Raw genomic sequence first — 20,832 nt, forward strand, 5'->3', positions numbered from 1 at the left:
CTTCTAGTAATAAAACACCTTGGTCAAATAGTTTAACCAAGGTTCGACAAATATTGTTTATTTGTTTATTTATAAAGTCCTGAAAATAGTAAAATTAGTTCTTATAAACCGCCACTTTATTCCTGCCTTTTTGCTTAGCTCCTACATACATAGCGCGATCTGCATGACGAATCAAATCAAGTGGGTCTTCAGAGTTTTCAGGATACGTAGCAACTCCAATACTCGCAGTAACATACATATCAATTGCTTTGTCATCATCTAAGATGTGTTGATGAATGGTAAAGCTTTGTTCTTCAATTTCTCTTCTTAGCGATTCTGCAAGGATAACAGTTTGTAATTGATTCATCCCAGGTAATAATACAACGAACTCTTCTCCGCCGTACCTTGATACAATACCTTTCTCACCAATACTCTTCTGCAAGTATGAAGCTAAGCTTTTCAATATTTCATTACCACTCTGATGGCCATATGTGTCGTTAATCTGTTTGAAGTGGTCGAGGTCTAACATAATTAAAGAAATATCATTTTGTTTATTTGCTTTTTTCATATTAGAAAAATAATTGAGGAGATAATTTTCAAAGAAGCGGTAATTATATAGTTGTGTCAGTTGATCTCTCTCGTTTTCTTGTTTTCTAGCTTCATAATTTTTTGCATTTTTAATAGCAACAGCGAAATAGTTTTTTAAAATGTCTAAAATCATAATATGGTGTTTATCAAACATACTTTTTCTTTTCGAAATTAAGGTAATCACTGCCACAATTTTATTATTTCTTTCCACCGGTAAGGAAACAATACTCTCTCCTAATTCTGGTAAATACACATCTGCAATCTGTTCCCACTGTTTTTTGGAACGATAATGAATCATTTCATTTCTACCCCACGCTTTTCCGCTTATCGCTTCGTTCTTTTTCAATTCATCCTTGGCAGGGAAGTCCAGTTGACTTTCGACATCATAAAACCTTATTAATTTCAATGTATCCTTATCCATCACTTCATATATAAACGTATAATCAACAGGTAACAAAGTAGAGATACGTTCAACAAACAAATCAACTACTTCATTTACTTCTAGCTCAGCTGTTAATTGATGGCCAAACTCACTTGTTTGCTGTAAATAGTAATTTACACTTTTACTTGCATGATACAGCATCAATATAATCGATATACTAATAAAAGGAATTCCCACAAAATAAATACCAAAAAGATTAAAATCGCGGTACATCATGTATAATACAAAACCAACAGGCAACACAACAATGGTTGTGCCAAACTCCCATAATAAGCTTTTGTCAACTAATTTAAATTTCTGATTATAAATGATTACTCTAAATAGATAAAGAAGAAAATGGTTGGATAAAAATACGCTCAAAACATAACCTAAGATAGGAATAATGTCTGATTTGTTTAAAAAATAAATCGAGCCAATTTCACCACCAAGCCAAATATAAACATGTGCTGAGATTATAGAAACAAATAGAAACATAAGTGAATTTAATGGGATTCTAAATAATTCCGATCGTCTAATTCTTAATCTTGCAAGTAAAACAATTATAGCAATTTGCGTTAAAACTAGTTCTGCAAATAATCCATATGCTAGAAATACGGCAAAAGCAATCCCATGAACAAAGAAAATTGGTGTTTTATTTACCATTAAAGGAAAAAAGGCTACGATACACATAATTAAGCCAAATGATAATATCGGTAATAGTTCACCATCCAACTGATGAAACCATTGATTATAAATAATCAATAGGGACATTGGCCATATACAGAGCCATATCAACCATAGTGCTATTTGTTTACTTTTTGGCACCATATTTTCCAACCCCTTGCCTATTTTAAACTAAAATACTAAATTTTTAAGACTAAAGTCCTATTCACCCTCAAATATAGCATATATTCTGTTAATTCACAAAATAATTCCTTACTTTTCCAATAAAACTCAAAGAACCTGTAATGAAATGGATTTTGTCTGGATAGCCTATGATATTATCTTGTATTGCCTTTATCCAATTTTCTTCTACTTTTTTTTGTTTGTGATTGGATAGACTAGCCAAATAATGAGCATTTGAAGCTCTTTCGTGATCGAAACTAGTGAAAACTACTTGGTCAAATATTAATTCAACTTGATTAATCATCTCCTGCAATGGCTTGTCCTTGAACGCTGCAAATAATAACTGCTTTTCGTTATTTTGATAATATGTACTTACTGTTTCAATGAAAGTTTCAATACCTTCTTTATTATGAGCACCATCAACAAATACAATTGGATTCTCACATATCTTTTCAAACCTTCCTGGAATATGAGCCTTTAAAAGTCCTTTTTGTATTGAAGACAACTCCATAACGAAACCAATTTCTTTTATCTTTAACAAAGCCATACATGCGACCGCCGCATTTATACATTGATGCTTTCCTTTCATCATAATTGCAATGGATAGTTTCACATCATTACTAATAAGGTTAAAAGATTGTTGATCTTTGAGACGTTGCACATTTTCAATACTAAAATCCTCTGAGTATGTAAGTTGCTCAGCGCAATTTTCACCTGCTACTTTTTGTATAACCGCTAGGCTCTGTTGATTCACATCACCAATAATTACAGGTACTTTATTTTTAATGATTCCTGCTTTATGATAGGCAACCTCTGTATATGTCTCCCCAAGAAAACGGCCATGGTCTAACCCGATATTTGTAATTATCGTAAGAATCGGTTGAATTAGGTTTGTTGAGTCTTCTCTACCACCCATTCCTGTTTCTATTAAAGCAACATCTACTTGATTCACAAAATATAAAATCGCAATAATAACTGTGATTTCAAATTCAGTTGGCGGATTATCTTTTTCATCTAAATGACTTATAATTGGTAGTAACTTGTTAAGTAATTGGACAAATTTTTCATCCTCAATCGGCTGATGATTTATTTGTATTTGCTCATTTATTTTATTTAAACTAGGGCTAGTAAAGCTTCCAACTTTATATCCACTTTCCATTAATGCTTGCTTTATGAAAGTTAACGTTGATCCTTTTCCATTTGTGCCCGCCAAATGAACCGCTTTTAATTTGTGCTCTGGATGATTACAATAAGTAAGCATAGTCTCTACTCTAGATAATCCAGGTTTAATTCCTAGGTTACTTCTTGATTGAAAAAAATCATCAACATCCTTTATAGTTGTTAACATAGTTAAAACCTACCTTATTAAAATGTACTTTATGTAATGAAAGTATTATATCAACAAACATAGCGTTATTAAAATCAAAATTTTCTAGCGGCTTTGATAGGAACATGATACTTTAAATTGGAAAGGAATGACCAACATGCATGGATGGGTTATTTATAATGGTCACTTACCCGGTGATAAATTTCTCGATTTCGCTGAATGGATTAAACAAGCAGGTGTTAGAAAAAATGTGAAGATTACTATTAAAAAAAATAACCACCTATTATCACTCGTATCCACGCAAGGATCTAAAATTATCAATCAAGCTTTAGAAGCGAAGCCTGATTTCGTAATCTTTGGAGATAAAGATATTGCACTCGCGAGACAACTTGAGCAAATGGATATTCCTGTCTTTAACTCATCGACCTCTATTGAAATTTGTGATAATAAAATAACCAGTTATCAGTATTTAGCACAAGAGAAACTCCCTATTCCCAAAACAATTATAGCACCGAAGATTTTCCCAGGAGTAAAAACGGTTGATTCTGAAACATTTGCGACTATTGAAACAGAACTTGATTATCCTGTTGTTATCAAAGAGGCATATGGTTCATTTGGAGAACAGGTCTATTTGGTTTCTTCAAGAGAAGAATTAACTTTAATGATAGAGAAATTAAAGGACACACCGTTTGTCATTCAAAAGTTCGTATCTTCGAGTTATGGGAAAGATATTCGGCTAAATGTAGTTGGAAACAAAGTGGTTGCTGCTATGCTTCGAACATCTAACAATGATTTTCGGGCTAATGTTAGTGCAGGTGGGAAAATGGAAATATATCAACCGTCACAAGCAGAAATAGCATTAGCTATCCATGCAACAAAAGCAGTTGGTGCAGATTTTGCAGGTGTTGACCTTTTATTTGGTCCTAATGACAAACCTATTATTTGTGAAATAAATTCTAATGCTCATATACGTAATATTTACGATTGCACAAACATTAATATAGCTGACTATATAGTGGACTATGTATTGGCTATGATAAATTGAATCCTGTCGACTGTTTGTATATAGGGTAACAGAGCAAAAAGGGCAGCTAAAATTCCACTTTTGAACAAGCAATGCATTATCTTCTCACCTTTACTCAACCTATAAAAAAACAGAATGAGTGATATAAAAAAGGCAGTGAAAAAAAGCCATAAATTCTCCTTTTGATTGTAAATTACATCATCTAATCTATCAATCTTCCGCAACTCCGGTGGAGCATAAGAAATAATGTCATCCTTTATTCCAAAAACAGTATTAGACTGGATAGTTAACGAAGACTCTTCACGCACCATTACTTCATAGCCGTTTGGTAGAAAATTTAAAGAATAGGTAATTGTATATGAAAGTGTAAATGAAATTAATAGTAATAAAATATGAAGTAGTATTTTTCTAATTTTAAGAACTGTTAATTCTTTCATTTAAATCAGCCTCATGTATTAAAATAATATGGTATATATTTTAACATAATTTTCTAGCTGTAGTAGAAAAAAACGTGAAATACCCTTAGGGAATTCCACGTTTTCTACCGTTTAAGATTGAAGTTCTTTTATTCTAGCTTCAACTTTAGATCGTTTTTCTCGATAATCTTTCTCTTTCTGTTTTTCTTCTTCTACTACACTTTCAGGCGCTTTCTTCACAAAACCATCATTAGCTAGTTTTTTCTGAACACGGTCTACTTCTTTGTTCAGTTTTTCCAGTTCATTTTTCAAACGAGTTACTTCTTTGTCAACATCAATCAAACCTTCTAAAGGTAAAAACAAATCTGCTCCAGTAATAACAGCTGACATTGCTTTTTCTGGTGCTTTAATAGAAGTTGAAATTATTAATTCACTCGTATTACAAAATCGCTCTAAATAATGGCGATTTTGTTCAAATTGCAAGGAGATTTGGTCATCCTTAGCTTGAATCAATAGTTGAACTTGTTTAGACATTGGTGTGTCTACTTCAGCACGTATATTACGCACAGATCTTATAATTGCAACTAAACGTTTCATTTCTTCAGACGCCTGCACGTCATGTAAATCCGTTCTAACTTCTGGCCACGCGGCTTCTGTGATCGACTCACCTTGATGTGGTAGGTGTTGCCAAATTTCCTCTGTTACAAACGGCATAAATGGATGCAACATACGCATTGTATAATCAAGTACATAAGCTAACACAGATCTTGTAGTAGCTTTTGCTTGTTCATCCTCACCGTATAATGGAAGTTTTGCCATTTCAATATACCAATCACAAAACTCATCCCATATAAAGTTATAAAGATGTCTTCCCGCTTCTCCAAATTCATATTTATTTACATTCTTATTCACTTGATCGATGGTTTCATTAAGTCGAGTAAGTATCCATTTATCTGCTACTGACTTCTCACCAGATAAATCAATCTCATCGTACTTTAACTCATCTAAGTTCATAATTACAAATCGAGAAGCATTCCATATTTTATTAACGAAGTTCCAAGTAGATTCTACTTTTTCCCATTGGAAACGTAAATCTTGACCTGGTGTTGAACCTGTAGCAAGGAAATATCTTAGTGAATCGGCCCCGTATTTTTCAACCACTTCCATTGGATCGACACCATTTCCTAATGACTTACTCATCTTACGTCCTTCTGCATCACGAACTAAACCGTGAATTAATACATCTTTAAACGGACGCTCATCATTAAATTCAATCGATTGAAAAATCATACGGGAAACCCAAAACCCAATAATATCATAGCCAGTAACAAGCACATTGGTAGGAAAGAAATGTTTAAATTCTTCGTCTTGTGTATCAGGCCAATTTAGTGTTGAGAAAGGCCATAATGCTGAAGAAAACCATGTATCTAATACATCGGAATCTTGCTGCCAGTTTTCTTCATCTTTTGGTGCCTGTTTACCTACATGAATTTCTCCCGTTTCTTTATGATACCAAGCAGGAATTCGATGACCCCACCACAATTGTCGAGAGATACACCAATCACGTGTGTTTTCCATCCAGCGTAGATACGTATTTTCAAAACGGTCTGGAACAAAATGAACTTTTTTATCATCATCTTTCTCTTGTAAATCTACTGCTGCATCTGCTAGTGGCTGCATATTAACAAACCATTGTGTAGAAAGGTACGGCTCAACCACTGCTCCACTCCGTTCAGAATGACCAACCGAATGCATATGCTCTTCAATCTTAAATAAAATCCCTTCATCCTGAAGATCCTTTACTAGTTGCTTACGACATTCAAAACGGTCCATACCTTTGCAAATACCAGCTCTATCATTCATCGTCCCGTCTTCATTCATAACTAGAACACGCTCTAAATTGTGGCGGTTTCCAATTTCAAAATCATTTGGGTCATGTGCTGGCGTGATTTTAACTGCACCAGAACCGAACTCCATATCAACATAATCATCCGCAACAATCTCAATTTCTCGACCAACAATTGGTAATACTACCTTTTTACCAATAAGTTCCTTGTAACGGTCGTCATCCGGATGGACTGCAACGGCTGTATCACCAAGCATTGTTTCTGGACGAGTTGTTGCAATCTCAATTGACCCCGTTCCATCCTTTAACGGATATCTCATGTGGTAGAAATGACCTTGAATTTCTTCGTGGATAACTTCAATATCGGAAAGTGCAGTTTTAGTCGCTGGGTCCCAGTTAATTATATATTCGCCTCTATATATAAGCCCTTTATCATATAATTTAATAAAAACTTCTTTTACTGCTTCTGATAAACCTTCATCTAAAGTAAATCTTTCACGTGAATAGTCTAATCCTAAGCCTAAGTTCTCCCATTGTTTACGAATAAACGTAGCATATTCATCTTTCCACTCCCAAGCTTTTTCAAGAAACTTCTCGCGACCTAAATCGTATCTACTTAATCCTTGTTCTCTTAGCTTAGCTTCTACTTTTGATTGTGTTGCAATACCTGCATGATCCATGCCAGGTAAATATAAAACATCATATCCCTGCATTCGCTTCATACGCGTAATAATATCTTGTAATGTTGTATCCCAAGCATGACCAATATGCAATTTCCCTGTGACGTTTGGTGGTGGAATCACAATTGTAAATGGCTTTTTCGTTTTGTCAGCTTTCGCCTCGAAATATTTACCATCTATCCAAAATTTATAACGGTCTTTTTCCACAGCAGTTGGATCATATTTTGGTGGCAATGAAACTTGATTATGTTCTTCCATCTTTATTTCCTCCTTTAACTAACTAAACAATTAAATCTATACACAAAAAAATCCTCATCATCCAATAAAGGACGAAAAGGATATATTTCCGTGGTACCACCTTTGTTCACTTACACATCTCACATAAATTATTGTGTAAGTACACTTAAATAAAGTAACGATTCTTCACCGGCTTCTTCTACTATTAGTTCAAAGAAGCTGCATCCAAGGCGACCTTCCAAAATAAATATTTCCTAGGAAATCTTCCAGCTAATGATTTCCCTCTCTATAGGCACTTATTTTGTACTCTTCCTTATCACTGCATTTATTATTATTTTGATATACTAGCTATTTTATCCAAAATAACACAAATAAGTCAATGTATTTTTTTATTTTAAAGTTGATATTATTGCACCATTTACTATGTTATGAACATAGAATACACCAAAAGTATAAAAAAGGGGTGTAATTATGGCACGTTATTATCGATACCGTCTACCACCTTGGGCAAGGTATTGGCTTTTGCTAATTGAAAGATGTGTATTACCAATCATGATTTTTCAAGGTGTAAGAACAATATTTTTCCCTACAACTTTTGATGTATTACTCCTAGGAGTTTTTGCGGGTATATTTATTGCTTTTTATTTAGAATGGATTTAATCATCTGACTCTAATTCTTTTTCTTTTAATTGCTCTCTCATTTGATAAAAATACCCTTGAAGATTCAGTCCATTGATAAGCCTTCTATAGCTCTGCTCTAGCTTTTTCACTTGAAACGGCTGAGCCAGGGCTAACTCATTCCGATAATATCTCTCTATCAATTGAATATATGGTACCGGAGTCAACAAGTAAATAGCAAGTAGACTTCTTTCACTTTGCATTAATGGATTGTATTTTTCATAAATTGGAAATGCACTTGTCATATAGTTTATCGAACAGTCATGATATTTAAATTCATTATAGTAGAATCTTGCTAAATCATTTATTGGGTTCGCAAAGTTGTTTTTCTCCCAATTAATTAAAAAAGTATGACCATGTTGGTAGATCATATGAGAAGAGCGTAAATTTCCATGACATAAACTAATATAGACTCGATTATCATCTGAAATATCTTCTAAATAATAATCATACCATTTATCCAAATAGTAAAAAACTTGATCCAAATCTCGATATTGCATACACACCCTTAATTCAAAAGGGGACATAAAGTGTTTCTGTTCAAATTTCTCGATATATCCTAATAATGTCTGTCTTTGTTTAGATAAATCACTTTTCGCTTGGTTAATCATTTGTTCAACCATACTTGAACTTATTTGCTTTTCCGATTTGGTTTGTTTATGAATTTGACCAAGTGTATGATAGAACGATTCCATTTCATGTTTTGGCTCATCTGTACTCACCGAATCTTTCCATGGCGTTAGATAATAAATGTCTTGTTCATACTGTTTAAATAGTTGATTCTGTTCCGTCATATAAACTGGTAAGATGGACGATAAGTTGTTTTCACTTCCTATTTGATACGCCCTTCTCCATTTTTCCATGTTATTGAGTCTCATTCTCGAACGTTTCAATGCAAATATATAATTATGAGTTTGCACTTTATGGACTCGTTTAGTGATTGGTATAATCTCTGAAGGATGAACATGATAAGCTTTTAAAACTTCTTTTATATTTGTCATAACATTCACTCCAAATTACAAAATTGGGTTTGTTTGATTTATGTAAGAAGTAAAATCCCTTGTCACTAAACTGTGGCAAGGGATTACTTTGTCAAAGGCATTATCTTCTATATATCTCAAAGAAAAGCTGACTAGTTTTTTTGTTTCGTAGGTATATATAATATTTGCCCCTCTGATACTTGATCATTATTCAATCGGTTTGTTTTAGATATAGTAAGGGACGAAATTTCATATCGTTCTGCGATAGAATCAAGTGTATCTGACTCTTGCACGATACACATTTTTAAACTAGAAAATCTACTTTCCTCTTCTTTATCAGCAAACATACTTAATAAATAGTTAGCATCACGTTTGTTCTCCATACTAGAGGATTCTAATGAGTCTTCATGATCATCCTTCTTGTTTGCATTAAATGAGACAATACTAGATTCAGATTCAGATTCACTTGACTCATATAATTCTGTTACTTTTTCAGTTTTTTCATCAATTTCTTCTTTATCTGCTCCATGGCCAAAAAATTCAGACAATGTTTGTGATTTTTTATTTTTCAATCGATTTTTTTCCGATTTACTTGTTGTTGGCTCTGGATCTACTATAGCCTCTGGTTCTGGCTCTGGTTCTGGTTCTGGCTCGTAAGCCGCTTCTGACTCTTGTGTATTCTCTTCATTATTATCTAAATTGTCACGGTTAACTGATTCTTCTTCTTGTTTTTCTTTCACATCAAATTCAAATGTTTCATCAACAGGAGCTTCTGGTGGCACCTCGATTTGTTCATCTTCATACGCTTCAATCTCTTCTCGATCTTTAGCTAGTGTGGCACTAGGTGCATCTTCTTTCACTCCATGAATTGCAACAGTAGCATTCAATTTAAGTTGACTATATTCTGGCAACTCGTAATCAAATGATTCTATTCCAACAAGAACATCATCTAAACTTTCTATTCTATATTTCGGAATCGACACCTCTACAGGGAAATTATGAAAAAATTCATTTACACCATCTTCATAGCTTTCTACACGATCAATAAATCGTTGTGAAGGATGATCTCTTAACGAAAGTACCTGTTCTTCCCCAAGGTCATCTTGCTTAATTTGAAAGTATTCTCCTTTCAGTTCAATTACACCTCGTACGGAAACATAGTCATCAAATTCCTGAATAGAAATCTCTGGCTCTAAAGAAATTCCCATTATCTCATCAACTTCCTGTCCCTTTTTAAACCAAAGTGATTCATTTAAATCAAAAGTGAATACGGATCCATCTCCATTGGTCAACACTAATTCCTCCCCTCAAAATCAACACGCAAATCGTACGTTGTCCTCCATTCAGATATATGAAAAAGTTATAAAATTATGCATGGAACCCATTCAATATGGCCAATTATGCATTGGAAATAAAATTATATTTAGTAAGGAATCAATAAATTAATTAAAAATTTAATCAGAGTAAATATATGCAGTATTTAACAGTTCTATTACATAATTCAAATTTAATAAAATAGACATTTTCATTAGTTAATTGCTTTTAAATATTCACAATCAATGGAAAACACACCCCCACAGCTATGGTGAATTTTCCAACTTTACAGTCGTTTACCACCATGCTACATTAGTCTGCTCTTATTAATAATCTACTTGGATTTCTTGAAAGCTCTCTCTCAACAATAGTCAACTTAGAAGACAGCAAAAAACACCTACTTTTAATTGTAAAAAAGCAGGTGTTTTTGTCTTAGATCTTTACCTATATAAAATTAGTTATATTACTTACGTTAATTTTGAAAAAGCTATTCGAGCAGCTTTTATTGTTTTATCAATATCTTCATCTGTGTGGGCCGTTGATAAGAAGATGCCCTCAAATTGAGAAGGCGGTAAAAATACTCCTTCTTCAATCATTGTCCGGTAATAACTAGCAAAGTGATCTAAATTAGAATCGCTCGCTGTTGTAAAATTTTCCACTTCTTGATCATTAAAGAAAAAACCTACCATCGATCCGGCTCTATTTACTTGTAATGGTAAATTAAACTCAGCTGCAGCTTGTGTGTATCCTTCAACTAAGCGATCGACCTTATTATTCATTTGTTCATACGCTTGTTTATCCATAGCGATTAGTGTCTCGTAACCAGCTGTCATTGCCAATGGATTACCTGATAACGTACCGGCTTGATAAATATCACCTGTTGGAGCGATTCTTTCCATGATTTCTCGTTTTCCACCGTACGCACCAACTGGGAGGCCACCACCGATTACTTTGCCTAGACAAGTAAGGTCTGGTGTTACTCCAAAATGCCCCTGTGCACAGTTATAACCAACACGGAATCCAGTCATTACTTCATCAAAAATCAGTACTGTTCCATTATCCTCAGTTATTTCTCTCAGGTTTTGTAAGAAATTATCTTTTGGTGGAACCACTCCCATGTTGCCTGAAACCGGTTCAACAATAACCGCAGCTAAATCATCACCAAACTGTTCAAAAGCATATCGCACACTTTCTATATCGTTATAAGGAACAGTGATTGTATTTTGTGCAACTGATTCAGGAACACCAGGGCTATCAGGTAAACCAAGCGTCGCAACACCTGATCCAGCTTTTATTAAAAGTGAATCACCGTGCCCATGATAGTTTCCTTCGAATTTCAAAATCTTATCTCTTCCCGTATAACCTCTTGCTAGTCTAAGAGCACTCATGGTAGCCTCTGTACCTGAATTAACCATTCGAACTATTTCGATAGATGGTACGCGCTCAATAACCAAATTTGCTAGTTTATTTTCTAGTAAAGTTGGCGCACCAAAGCTTGTACCATTTTCAGTTACTTCCTTTAGTTTTGATACAACACGATCATCGGCATGGCCTAAAATTAATGGCCCCCAGCTTAATACATAATCAATATAATCGTTACCATCAATATCATAAATTTTTGAGCCTTTTCCTCTTTCCATAAATATCGGATTCATTCCAACTGATTTAAATGCGCGGACTGGTGAATTCACTCCACCAGGCATAAGATTAACAGCTTCTTTATAAGCATCAATGGATTTATCAAAATTTCTCAAACTCAAACATCCTCTCTACGTTTAATCTTTTAACCATCTAGCAACATCTTTTGCTGCATAAGTAATAATAATATCGGCACCAGCTCGTTTCATTGATGTTAGCTTTTCCAATACAATTTGTTTCTCATCAATCCAACCATTTTGCGCAGCAGCTTTAACCATTGCATATTCTCCACTTACATTATAAGCAACAACTGGTGCATTAAATTGGTCTTTCACTTCTCGCATAATATCCATATAAGATAATGCTGGTTTAACAATTAAGAAATCAGCACCTTCATTAATATCAGACTCCGCTTCTCTTAATGCTTCCAATCGATTAGCTGGATCCATTTGGTATGTTTTACGATCACCGAATTGTGGTGCACTACCCGCAGCGTCTCGAAACGGACCGTAAAAAGCGGAAGCATATTTTACAGCATAGGACATAATTGGTATATTTTCAAAACCTGCCTCATCCAAACCTCTTCGAATCGCACTAACAAAACCATCCATCATATTAGAAGGTGCAATAATATCAGCTCCTGCTTTTGCTTGTGAGACAGCCGTTTGTACAATCAATTCTAGAGATTCATCGTTTAGCACGTCGCCTTCATGAATGATTCCACAATGACCATGGGAGGTGTATTCACAAAGACATGTATCAGCAACAGTGATAAGTTCAGGGAACTCTTTCTTAATCTTACGTAATGCTTCTTGAACAATCCCTGTTTCACAGTAAGCTTGAGTACCTAGCTCATCTTTTTCCTTTGGAATTCCAAATAAAAGTACTGATCGAATGCCTAAGCTAACTATCTCATTCAATTCTTCTGTCAAATAATCTAAAGAGACTTGATAAACACCTGGCATAGAGACTACTTCATTCTTAATATTTTCACCCTCCACAATAAACATTGGGTAGATTAAATCATCTGTAGTAAGTTTCGTTTCTCTTACCATCGCTCTCATACTTGTTGAAGATCTTAACCTACGATGACGATCGTATAATTGTTTTGACATAACTCTTCACCCTAACCTTTCATAGTGAAATGCTTAATTAATTCATCAAGCATACCTTCTATAGTAAATTCAGTAGGAACTAATACATGCTGAAATCCTTCATCTAATGCCTTTTGCTGTGTGGTAGAACCTATACATACACACAATCTTTTTTTTGCTACAAATTCATCTATTAAGGGGCTAAGTTCTATTAACTGCAAAAAAGCTTCAATGGTAGAAGGACTTGTAAATGTATAGGCGTCAATTGTATTTTGTTTTAAATAACTACGAAGTAATGTAAATGAATCCTCATTTACTAATGTATCATAGATAATAAGTCGCTCGAAAGATACATGATGACCCGTTAGTTCTTTCGGAATCTCCTGCCTCGACTTGCTTCCACATACTAATAATATTTGTCCGCTATTTCCATATCGATGTAAAAATTCTTTGGCCATTTGACTTCCATGAAAATGACTAGGCTTAAAATCAGCCTTAAAATTATAATGATGTAACATTAACTCAGTTTTTTTACCTACGACGGCAATATGTAGTTGATTAAGCACATTTGTATTATATCCGAATTGTATCATTTGATCGAAAAAAAACTTCACACCGTTGGCACTTGTGAAAAACACCCATGTGAAGTCTTGAAGTCTTTGCATCATTTTCTGATTTTCACTCGAATATCTAGGCTGAAAAGATAAAAGAGGTGCTACAAGTGGAATCGCACCTACTTCTTTTAATTTATCAGAAAATACCTTCGCTTGATGTTTCTCACGAGTAATTAGAATTTTCTTTCCTGATAAAGAACTTGACATTACTGGTCAAGCTCCTCTTTAGCATCATCGACGATTTTTTGCGCACCTTGCGCTTTTAGACGATCTGCCGCTTCTTTACCAACATCTACTGGATCAGTTCCTCTAACTATTTCCTTTAGAACTGTCTTGCCGTCCGGAGTAGCTACTAAAGCAGTTAAAACTACTTCGTCTCCTTCTAGATAAGCATAGCCTCCGATTGGAATCTGACAACCACCATTAAGCAAATGTAGGAAAGTTCTTTCAGCAGTTACTGTACGTGTAGTATGTTCATCACTGATTTTTTCTAGAAGTTCTATTAACTCCTTATCGTCCTTTCGACACTCAATTGCCAAAGCACCTTGACCAACTGCCGGAACACACATTTCAGGATCTAGATATTCGGTAACAAGATCGTCTCCCCAGCCCATACGAATTAAACCTGCAGCAGCTAAAACAATTGCATCAAAATCTTCCTCTTTTAGTTTTCTCAATCGCGTTTCAATATTACCGCGAATCCATTTAATTTCTAAGTCAGGACGTGCTGCTAATACTTGTGAGCCACGTCTTAAGCTACTCGTTCCAACGATAGCACCCTTCGGTAAATCCTTTAACAGTACGTTATTGTTTGAAATAAATGCATCACGATGATCTTCTCTACTTGGTATTGTACCTATTGTTAATCCTTCTGCAACTTCTGCGGGCATATCTTTCATACTATGAACCGCCATATCGATTTCTTTATCATACATTGCTTGTTCAATTTCTTTAACAAAAAGCCCTTTGCCTCCAACTTTTGACAATGTAACATCAAGTATTTTATCACCCTTAGTTACAATTTTCTTAACTTCAAAGTTATAATTTGCTCCGGCATTTTTTAATTGTTCAATTACCCAATCAGTTTGAGTAAGGGCTAAATTACTTTTTCTTGATCCAATGACTATTTTTCTCATCGATTATCCTCCTGATTCTTTAGTTGATTAGAAGTGAAAATTTGATAACGCGCTAAACAAAAAGAAATTAATTAATAAAAATAGAAAAGCACCAGTGTTTAAAATTGATATTGTTCTACCTTGATATCCTAACCCTAATCTAACAACAAGATAGACACTATAGACGATAAAAACAATAATCGAACCAACTGTTTTAATATCATACCAATAAAACTCCGCACCTGTAGAATAAGCCCAGACTATTCCTAAAATCATCGAAATTAATAAAGTAGGTACAGCAATTTTGATGGTTTGAAAGGAAAAATAATCTAACCGTTCCAAATCACCTAATTTCATTAACCATTTGTATGCTTTCTTTTCTTTTAATAACTTATATTGTAGTAGAAACATTACTGAAAAAACAAATGATAGAGTAAAAAAACCGTACGATATTAAAGCCAATGTAATGTGAGCAATCAAAAGTTCACCCACTAATCGCACACCTTCTTCATTAGCATTCCCTGCTTTACTCGCTAGATGAAATAACAAAATAAAAAAACCAAATAGATTTGTAAAAAAAATCAAAAAGTCTACTTTAAAAATTCTGTTTATAAATAAAGAGAAAGTTATTAGTATCCAAGCATAAAAAAATAACCCTTCATAAATCGACAAAACAGGGAATTGTGATTGGGATAGGATTTGATACAATAAAAAAATGGTTTGTAATATCCAAACCATTAAAAGTAACCAGAAGGCGAGCTTATTTACCTTCCGGTTAGATTGAATAAAATCAATAAAATATCCCATCACACTAGCTCCATATATGATTAAAATAAATTCATTCAGCCAGCTTATTTCTAGCATAAGGGAAATCCTTTCCTCGTAAGGTATCAAAAAACTATTTAGGGAGGTAACTATTCACCCTATATTAATAATTAATGGACGGAAACATTCTTTAAAGACGGAAAGGTCACTTCTCCACTTTTTTGAAACGAGATCACTTTATTCACATCTTGTTTATTTAATTCCTCTTTAACCATATCCTCTATTCCAAAGACACGCATAAACATTTGTAGTGATTCTTCTGCGTTAGGTTCTGCAGCTATTTCTTTGGCTTGCAAAATCGGTTGCTTTAATAACTGATTAATAATGCTTTTTGTATGTTTACTTAGCACTTTTCTCTCTCGTTCAGTTAAGTCAGGCATTTTTCTTTCAATACTTTTCATGGTTTCCGCTTGTATTGAAAGTGCATGTTCTCTTAAAGCAGAAATTACCGGCACAACACCTAATGTCTGTAACCATTCTTTAAAATTAACTATCTCATTTTCAATCATTATCTCAATTTCTTCTGAGACCTCTTTACGAGCTTGTAAATTTGCATCAACGATACCTTGTAAGTCATCTATATCATATAAGAATACACTTTCCATCTTTCCTAACTCAGGATCTAGATCTCTAGGAACAGCTATATCTACAAGAAATAACGGACGTCCTTTGCGTTCCTTTTGAATAGGTAGAAGTCTTTCTTTTGTCAATACATAATTGTCTGAACCAGTAGAACTAATTAAAATATCCGCTTCTTTTACCGCACTTGCCAATTCTTCAACTTTCTTTGCTTCTCCGCTAAACTGTTTTGCAAGTGCTTGCGCTTTTTTATATGTTCGGTTAATAACAGTCACTTTTCCAACACCAGATCCTTGTAAGTTTTTAGCAGCTAACTCACCCATCTTACCGGCACCTAGAATAACGACATGTTTATTTTTCAAATCTGTAAATATTTTTTTCGCTAACTCAACTGCTGCATAACTAACAGAAACGGCATTTTCTCCAATTACTGTTTCTTTATGAGCACGTTTAGCTAAAGTTATTGCCTGTTTGAACAATTCATTATATAAAGTTCCAGTAGTGCCAGATTTTTGTGCAAGCATAAAAGCTTGTTTCATCTGACCAAGAATTTGTGTTTCACCAACTACCATGGAATCTAACCCACTGGTAACTCTAAATAAATGTTCAATAGCCCCATCACTCTCATAAATAGCGAGATGTGGTGAAAATAACTGTTTATCTAATTCAAACCAATTTGCTAAAAAACGTTTAATATAATAACGCCCTGTATGAAGTTGATCAACTACCGCATAGATTTCAGTACGATTGCATGTAGAAACAATCACATTCTCTAAGATGCTTTTCTCTTTATTTAAAGCTTGCATCGCTTCTTGAAGCTTATCTTCTTGAAATGTGAGTTTTTCTCTAACCTCAACAGGGGCGGTTCTATAATTTATACCCACCACTAATATATGCACAATATCTACCCCCAAATAAACATGTACCCTGAAAATTTACACCTGTCCTATTATAACATGAGAATTACATTTATTTATGATAAAATATGAACAGATTTCGAACATCTATGATAAGATAATCAATATAATTTCTTGGATTTCAAGTTTTAAACATATATGTACTTTACCACATTAAATTTATACAATCAAGAAATTAGTACTAATTAATAATAATTATAAACTAGGAGTTGTCGATGAAAAAACAACATAATTTATTCGCTTTTTTATTAATCGGTATCGGTACTTACTTCTTGTTAAAACAATTACGCTTACCGATATTCACTGACTTTTATTCTTGGCCAACACTTTTTATTATTATTGGTCTATCTTTCCTCTTACATAGTTATATATCCAAAGATTATAAAAATTTATTCCCAGGAACTATAATTTTTGGATTAGGTATTCATTTCCATGGCCTAAATCACTATTCATTCTGGATTGATCACTGGGGTGTTTACCCTTTTATCATTTCAATTGGATTCCTTATTCGATTTCAAAAAACCAAAAATGGACTAATACCTGGATTAATCCTATTCATTATTTCTTTATTTGCCATTTTTGTTACAGATAAACCTGAATGGTTTGGATGGGTTAATAAAATCGTTGATCTATTAGAAAATTTTTGGCCATTTGTACTAATTATTGCTGGAGCATATTTACTTTTCAAGAAAAAATAGCAACCAATCTTTGGTTGCTATTTTTCATTACCATTCAAAATCTAAATAAATTGTTCGATTGCTTTCCAAGCTTTATCTTTACCTTCACCTGTTTCAGACGAAAATGGAACAACAATATCTTCCGGTGCTAAACCTAGTGTTTTTCTCGTTTGTTGTACATGACTTTCTCGCTTATTTTTAGCGATTTTATCAAGTTTTGTAGCAATTACTATGATAGGTAATTCATAATGTTTTAGAAAATTATACATCGTAATATCATCTGCAGTGGGTTTATGTCTAAGATCAACAACTAAGGCTGCCGCACTCAAATTGTCACGCTCAACAAAGTATTCTTCTAGCATTTTCCCCCATGCTTCTCGTTCTGTTTTAGAAACCTTGGCATAACCATAACCAGGAACGTCTACGAAATGAAATACGTCATTAATCTTATAGAAATTAAGAGTTTGCGTTTTACCTGGCTTAGAAGAAGTCCTAGCAAGGCTCTTACGATTTATCATCTTATTAATAAAGGATGATTTTCCAACATTTGACCGACCCGCTAGTGCTATTTCCGGTATAAGATCAGATGGATATTGTTTTTTTGAAACGGCACTTATAACTATCTCAGCTTTTGTTACTTTCATGTTTCTCCCCCACTAATGCGTGCTCTAATACTTTATCTAAATGTTCCACCGGAATAAATGTTAGTTCATTTCTAACACTCTCAGGTATATCCTCTAAATCTTTTTCGTTGTCTGCAGGGATAATAATCGTTGAAATACCCGCTCGGTGTGCACTTAATGATTTTTCTTTTAATCCACCAATTGGTAACACTCTTCCTCTAAGTGTTATTTCCCCTGTCATACCAACTTCTTTTCTAACAGCTCTTCCAGTTAATGCTGAAACTAATGCAGTAGCCATTGTGATACCTGCTGATGGACCGTCTTTTGGTGTCGCACCCTCTGGTACATGAATATGAATATCATTCTTTTCATGAAAGTCTGGGTCAATGTGCAATTGATCTGCACGAGAACGTATATAACTGAAGGCAGCTTGTGCAGATTCCTTCATTACATCGCCTAATTTTCCCGTTAACGTTAGTTTTCCTTTTCCAGGTGAAAGACTCACCTCTATAGAAAGAGTATCTCCGCCTGCTGCAGTATAGGCTAGTCCAGTTGCTGCACCTACTTGGTCTATTTCTTCCATCATTCCATAACGGAATCTAGGTTTTCCTAGCATGGTTTCCAATTGTTTTTCAGTAATAACTACACGTTTCTTATTCTCAGAAACAATAATTTTAGCAGCTTTGCGACACAAGGAAGCTAGTTGTCGTTCAAGCCCTCGAACACCCGCTTCTCGTGTATACATCCGAATTAGTTTAATAAGAGCTTCATCTCTAACTTGAAGTTGACCTTTCGTTAACCCGTTTTCTTTTATTTGCTTTGTTAATAAATGGTCTTTCGAAATATGCAATTTCTCTAATTCGGTATAACCTGCAATTGAAATTACTTCCATTCTATCTAGTAGTGGTCCGGGTATCGAACCTAGACTATTTGCAGTAGCAACAAACATTACCTTTGATAAATCATACGTTTCTTCAATAAAATGATCACTAAAATTACTGTTTTGTTCTGGATCTAATACTTCTAGCATTGCAGAAGACGGATCACCACGAAAATCACTTGCCATCTTATCAATTTCGTCTAACAAGAAAACCGGGTTTATCGTTTCTGCCTTTTTTATTCCTTGAATGATTCTTCCAGGCATTGCACCTACATAAGTTCTGCGGTGTCCTCTTATCTCAGCTTCATCTCTTACCCCACCTAGTGAAATCCTTACAAAATTGCGATTGATTGCTCGGGCAATAGACTTAGCGAGCGATGTTTTACCAACACCTGGAGGACCGACTAAACAAAGGATAGGACCTTTTAATGATTGCGTTAATTTTTGAACAGCCAAATACTCTAATACGCGCTCTTTCACCTTTTCTAAGCCATAATGGTCTTCGTCCAATGTTTCCTCAGCATGATTTATATCTAGATTATCTTCCGTCTCTTTTGTCCATGGTAAAGCTAACAACCAGTCAATATAATTTCTAATTACAGAACTTTCAGCAGAACTTTGTGGAACTTTTTCATATCTGTCTAGCTCTTTTAAGGCTACCTTAACAATTCGTTCAGGCATTTCTGCTTTCTCTACTTTTTCTCTTAATTGGGCAACTTCACCTGATTTACCATCTTTGTCTCCCAATTCTTTTTGAATCGCCTTCATTTGTTCTCTTAAATAATATTCTTTTTGCGTTTTTTCCATTGACTTCTTAACACGTTGACCAATTTTCTTCTCTAGATTCAACACTTCTCTTTCATTTGTGATAAAGCTAATTAATTGTTGTAAACGTTTTTTTACATCTTCTGTCTCTAACAATTCTTGTTTATCTTTTAATTTTAATGAAAGGTGAGAAGAAATAATATCAGCTAGTCTTCCAGGCTCATCAATATCAGAAACAGTAGCCATCGTTTCCTGACTGATTTTCTTTGATATCTTTATGTATTGTTCAAATTGCTCCAATAAAGATCGCATGAGAGCCGCTTCTTCATTTTTATTACCATGAACTTCTTTAAATTCTTGTACCTCAACTAAAAATTGATCTTTTTCCTCAACAAATTGTATGATTTCACCACGGTGAATTCCCTCTACGAGTACACGTATTGTTCCATTAGGCAATTTTAACATTTGTTTTACTTTTGCTAATGTTCCAATTCGGTAAATGTCTTTTGCATCTGGCTCATCTAACCCACTTTCTTTTTGTGCTGCCAAGAAAATTGTATGATCATCCATCATAGCTTTCTCTAATGCATTAACTGATTTATCCCTTCCCACATCTAGGTGTAGTACCATTGTAGGGAATACAAGTATTCCCCTTAAAGGTAGAAGTGGAATTTGTATTTTATTTGATTCCGTCATTCTTGCACCTCCAAAATATAGAGCATATAAATGCCTCCACATATCATGCTTCATCGATAATCCATGTGATTAC

General features: G+C 34.2%; 17 protein-coding genes and 1 other annotated feature. Of the genes, 3 read left to right on the top strand and 14 right to left on the bottom strand.

The window, feature by feature from the left end; translation table 11 throughout:
- Nucleotides 1-94: 94 nt before the first annotated feature.
- Complete coding sequence (locus tag QQS35_RS14670; RefSeq protein WP_285932970.1) at nucleotides 95-1,816, bottom strand: sensor domain-containing diguanylate cyclase; 1,722 nt, start codon at nucleotides 1,814-1,816, stop codon at nucleotides 95-97.
- Between the two features lie 88 nt (nucleotides 1,817-1,904).
- A complete protein-coding gene (locus tag QQS35_RS14675) occupies nucleotides 1,905-3,182 on the bottom strand; it encodes a bifunctional folylpolyglutamate synthase/dihydrofolate synthase (RefSeq protein ID WP_285932971.1) in 1,278 nt (425 codons plus the stop codon).
- A gap of 136 nt (nucleotides 3,183-3,318) precedes the next feature.
- Between QQS35_RS14675 and QQS35_RS14680 the strand changes: the two genes are divergently transcribed.
- On the top strand, nucleotides 3,319-4,206 hold the full coding sequence (locus QQS35_RS14680) for an ATP-grasp domain-containing protein (protein WP_285932972.1): 888 nt from the start codon (nucleotides 3,319-3,321) through the stop codon (nucleotides 4,204-4,206).
- Here the strand turns inward: QQS35_RS14680 and QQS35_RS14685 are convergent.
- Together QQS35_RS14685 and QQS35_RS14690 are read right to left on the bottom strand one after the other, a co-directional pair.
- Nucleotides 4,182-4,622: a hypothetical protein gene (locus QQS35_RS14685; protein ID WP_285932973.1), complete on the bottom strand. Its 441-nt coding sequence runs from the start codon at nucleotides 4,620-4,622 to the stop codon at nucleotides 4,182-4,184. The genes QQS35_RS14680 and QQS35_RS14685 overlap by 25 nt on opposite strands.
- 111 nt (nucleotides 4,623-4,733) lie before the next feature.
- On the bottom strand, nucleotides 4,734-7,385 hold the full coding sequence (locus QQS35_RS14690; protein ID WP_285932974.1) for a valine--tRNA ligase: 2,652 nt from the start codon (nucleotides 7,383-7,385) through the stop codon (nucleotides 4,734-4,736).
- A 64-nt stretch (nucleotides 7,386-7,449) separates the two neighbouring features.
- Nucleotides 7,450-7,693, bottom strand: a binding site (T-box leader).
- Nucleotides 7,694-7,832: 139 nt separating this feature from the next.
- Between QQS35_RS14690 and QQS35_RS14695 the strand changes: the two genes are divergently transcribed.
- Nucleotides 7,833-8,024 carry a hypothetical protein gene (locus QQS35_RS14695; RefSeq protein WP_285932994.1) on the top strand — a complete coding sequence of 64 codons (192 nt, stop codon included), beginning with the start codon at nucleotides 7,833-7,835 and terminating at the stop codon, nucleotides 8,022-8,024.
- Here QQS35_RS14695 and QQS35_RS14700 read toward each other — a convergent pair.
- The 8 genes from QQS35_RS14700 to hemA form a co-directional block, all read right to left on the bottom strand.
- Nucleotides 8,021-9,043 carry a protein kinase family protein gene (locus QQS35_RS14700; protein WP_285932975.1) on the bottom strand — a complete coding sequence of 341 codons (1,023 nt, stop codon included), beginning with the start codon at nucleotides 9,041-9,043 and terminating at the stop codon, nucleotides 8,021-8,023. The genes QQS35_RS14695 and QQS35_RS14700 overlap by 4 nt on opposite strands.
- Nucleotides 9,044-9,174: 131 nt before the next feature.
- Entirely contained in the window at nucleotides 9,175-10,314 is a 1,140-nt protein-coding gene (spoVID, locus tag QQS35_RS14705) for a stage VI sporulation protein D (RefSeq protein WP_285932976.1), read from the bottom strand.
- 489 nt (nucleotides 10,315-10,803) lie between these two features.
- Nucleotides 10,804-12,090 carry a glutamate-1-semialdehyde 2,1-aminomutase gene (gene hemL / locus QQS35_RS14710; protein WP_285932977.1) on the bottom strand — a complete coding sequence of 429 codons (1,287 nt, stop codon included), beginning with the start codon at nucleotides 12,088-12,090 and terminating at the stop codon, nucleotides 10,804-10,806.
- 21 nt (nucleotides 12,091-12,111) lie between these two features.
- Entirely contained in the window at nucleotides 12,112-13,089 is a 978-nt protein-coding gene (hemB, locus tag QQS35_RS14715; RefSeq protein ID WP_285932978.1) for a porphobilinogen synthase, read from the bottom strand.
- An 11-nt stretch (nucleotides 13,090-13,100) separates the two neighbouring features.
- Nucleotides 13,101-13,889 carry a uroporphyrinogen-III synthase gene (locus QQS35_RS14720; protein WP_285932979.1) on the bottom strand — a complete coding sequence of 263 codons (789 nt, stop codon included), beginning with the start codon at nucleotides 13,887-13,889 and terminating at the stop codon, nucleotides 13,101-13,103.
- Complete coding sequence (hemC, locus tag QQS35_RS14725) at nucleotides 13,889-14,818, bottom strand: hydroxymethylbilane synthase (RefSeq protein WP_285932980.1); 930 nt, start codon at nucleotides 14,816-14,818, stop codon at nucleotides 13,889-13,891. Before hemC ends, QQS35_RS14720 begins: the two co-directional genes overlap by 1 nt.
- A gap of 27 nt (nucleotides 14,819-14,845) precedes the next feature.
- Entirely contained in the window at nucleotides 14,846-15,661 is an 816-nt protein-coding gene (locus QQS35_RS14730) for a cytochrome C assembly family protein (protein ID WP_285932981.1), read from the bottom strand.
- 71 nt (nucleotides 15,662-15,732) lie between these two features.
- Nucleotides 15,733-17,100 (bottom strand): glutamyl-tRNA reductase, encoded by a 1,368-nt coding sequence (hemA, locus tag QQS35_RS14735; protein WP_285932982.1) that lies wholly within the window; start codon nucleotides 17,098-17,100, stop codon nucleotides 15,733-15,735.
- A gap of 233 nt (nucleotides 17,101-17,333) precedes the next feature.
- Between hemA and QQS35_RS14740 the strand changes: the two genes are divergently transcribed.
- Nucleotides 17,334-17,816: a LiaI-LiaF-like domain-containing protein gene (locus QQS35_RS14740; protein ID WP_285932983.1), complete on the top strand. Its 483-nt coding sequence runs from the start codon at nucleotides 17,334-17,336 to the stop codon at nucleotides 17,814-17,816.
- Nucleotides 17,817-17,857: 41 nt separating this feature from the next.
- Here the strand turns inward: QQS35_RS14740 and yihA are convergent, their stop codons facing one another.
- On the bottom strand, nucleotides 17,858-18,439 hold the full coding sequence (gene yihA / locus QQS35_RS14745) for a ribosome biogenesis GTP-binding protein YihA/YsxC (protein WP_285932984.1): 582 nt from the start codon (nucleotides 18,437-18,439) through the stop codon (nucleotides 17,858-17,860).
- The gene (gene lon, locus QQS35_RS14750) at nucleotides 18,420-20,759 is read right to left on the bottom strand and encodes an endopeptidase La (protein WP_285932985.1); all 2,340 of its coding nucleotides are present in this window, start codon (nucleotides 20,757-20,759) and stop codon (nucleotides 18,420-18,422) included. Before lon ends, yihA begins: the two co-directional genes overlap by 20 nt.
- Nucleotides 20,760-20,832 lie beyond the last annotated feature (73 nt).

It is taken from the genome of Aquibacillus rhizosphaerae (assembly GCF_030282825.1).
Classification (GTDB): Bacteria; Bacillota; Bacilli; order Bacillales; family Amphibacillaceae; genus Aquibacillus_C; species Aquibacillus_C rhizosphaerae.

Excerpts from the sequence above, each read along its gene's own strand:
- QQS35_RS14670 (WP_285932970.1), bottom strand. The coding sequence starts at position 1,816 with ATGGTGCCAAAAAGTAAACAAATAGCACTATGGTTGATATGGCTCTGT.
- QQS35_RS14675 (WP_285932971.1), bottom strand. The coding sequence starts at position 3,182 with ATGTTAACAACTATAAAGGATGTTGATGATTTTTTTCAATCAAGAAGT.
- QQS35_RS14680 (WP_285932972.1), top strand. The coding sequence starts at position 3,319 with ATGCATGGATGGGTTATTTATAATGGTCACTTACCCGGTGATAAATTT.
- QQS35_RS14685 (WP_285932973.1), bottom strand. The coding sequence starts at position 4,622 with ATGAAAGAATTAACAGTTCTTAAAATTAGAAAAATACTACTTCATATT.
- QQS35_RS14690 (WP_285932974.1), bottom strand. The coding sequence starts at position 7,385 with ATGGAAGAACATAATCAAGTTTCATTGCCACCAAAATATGATCCAACT.
- QQS35_RS14700 (WP_285932975.1), bottom strand. The coding sequence starts at position 9,043 with ATGACAAATATAAAAGAAGTTTTAAAAGCTTATCATGTTCATCCTTCA.
- hemB (WP_285932978.1), bottom strand. The coding sequence starts at position 13,089 with ATGTCAAAACAATTATACGATCGTCATCGTAGGTTAAGATCTTCAACA.
- QQS35_RS14720 (WP_285932979.1), bottom strand. The coding sequence starts at position 13,889 with ATGTCAAGTTCTTTATCAGGAAAGAAAATTCTAATTACTCGTGAGAAA.
- hemC (WP_285932980.1), bottom strand. The coding sequence starts at position 14,818 with ATGAGAAAAATAGTCATTGGATCAAGAAAAAGTAATTTAGCCCTTACT.
- QQS35_RS14730 (WP_285932981.1), bottom strand. The coding sequence starts at position 15,661 with ATGCTAGAAATAAGCTGGCTGAATGAATTTATTTTAATCATATATGGA.
- QQS35_RS14740 (WP_285932983.1), top strand. The coding sequence starts at position 17,334 with ATGAAAAAACAACATAATTTATTCGCTTTTTTATTAATCGGTATCGGT.
- yihA (WP_285932984.1), bottom strand. The coding sequence starts at position 18,439 with ATGAAAGTAACAAAAGCTGAGATAGTTATAAGTGCCGTTTCAAAAAAA.
- lon (WP_285932985.1), bottom strand. The coding sequence starts at position 20,759 with ATGACGGAATCAAATAAAATACAAATTCCACTTCTACCTTTAAGGGGA.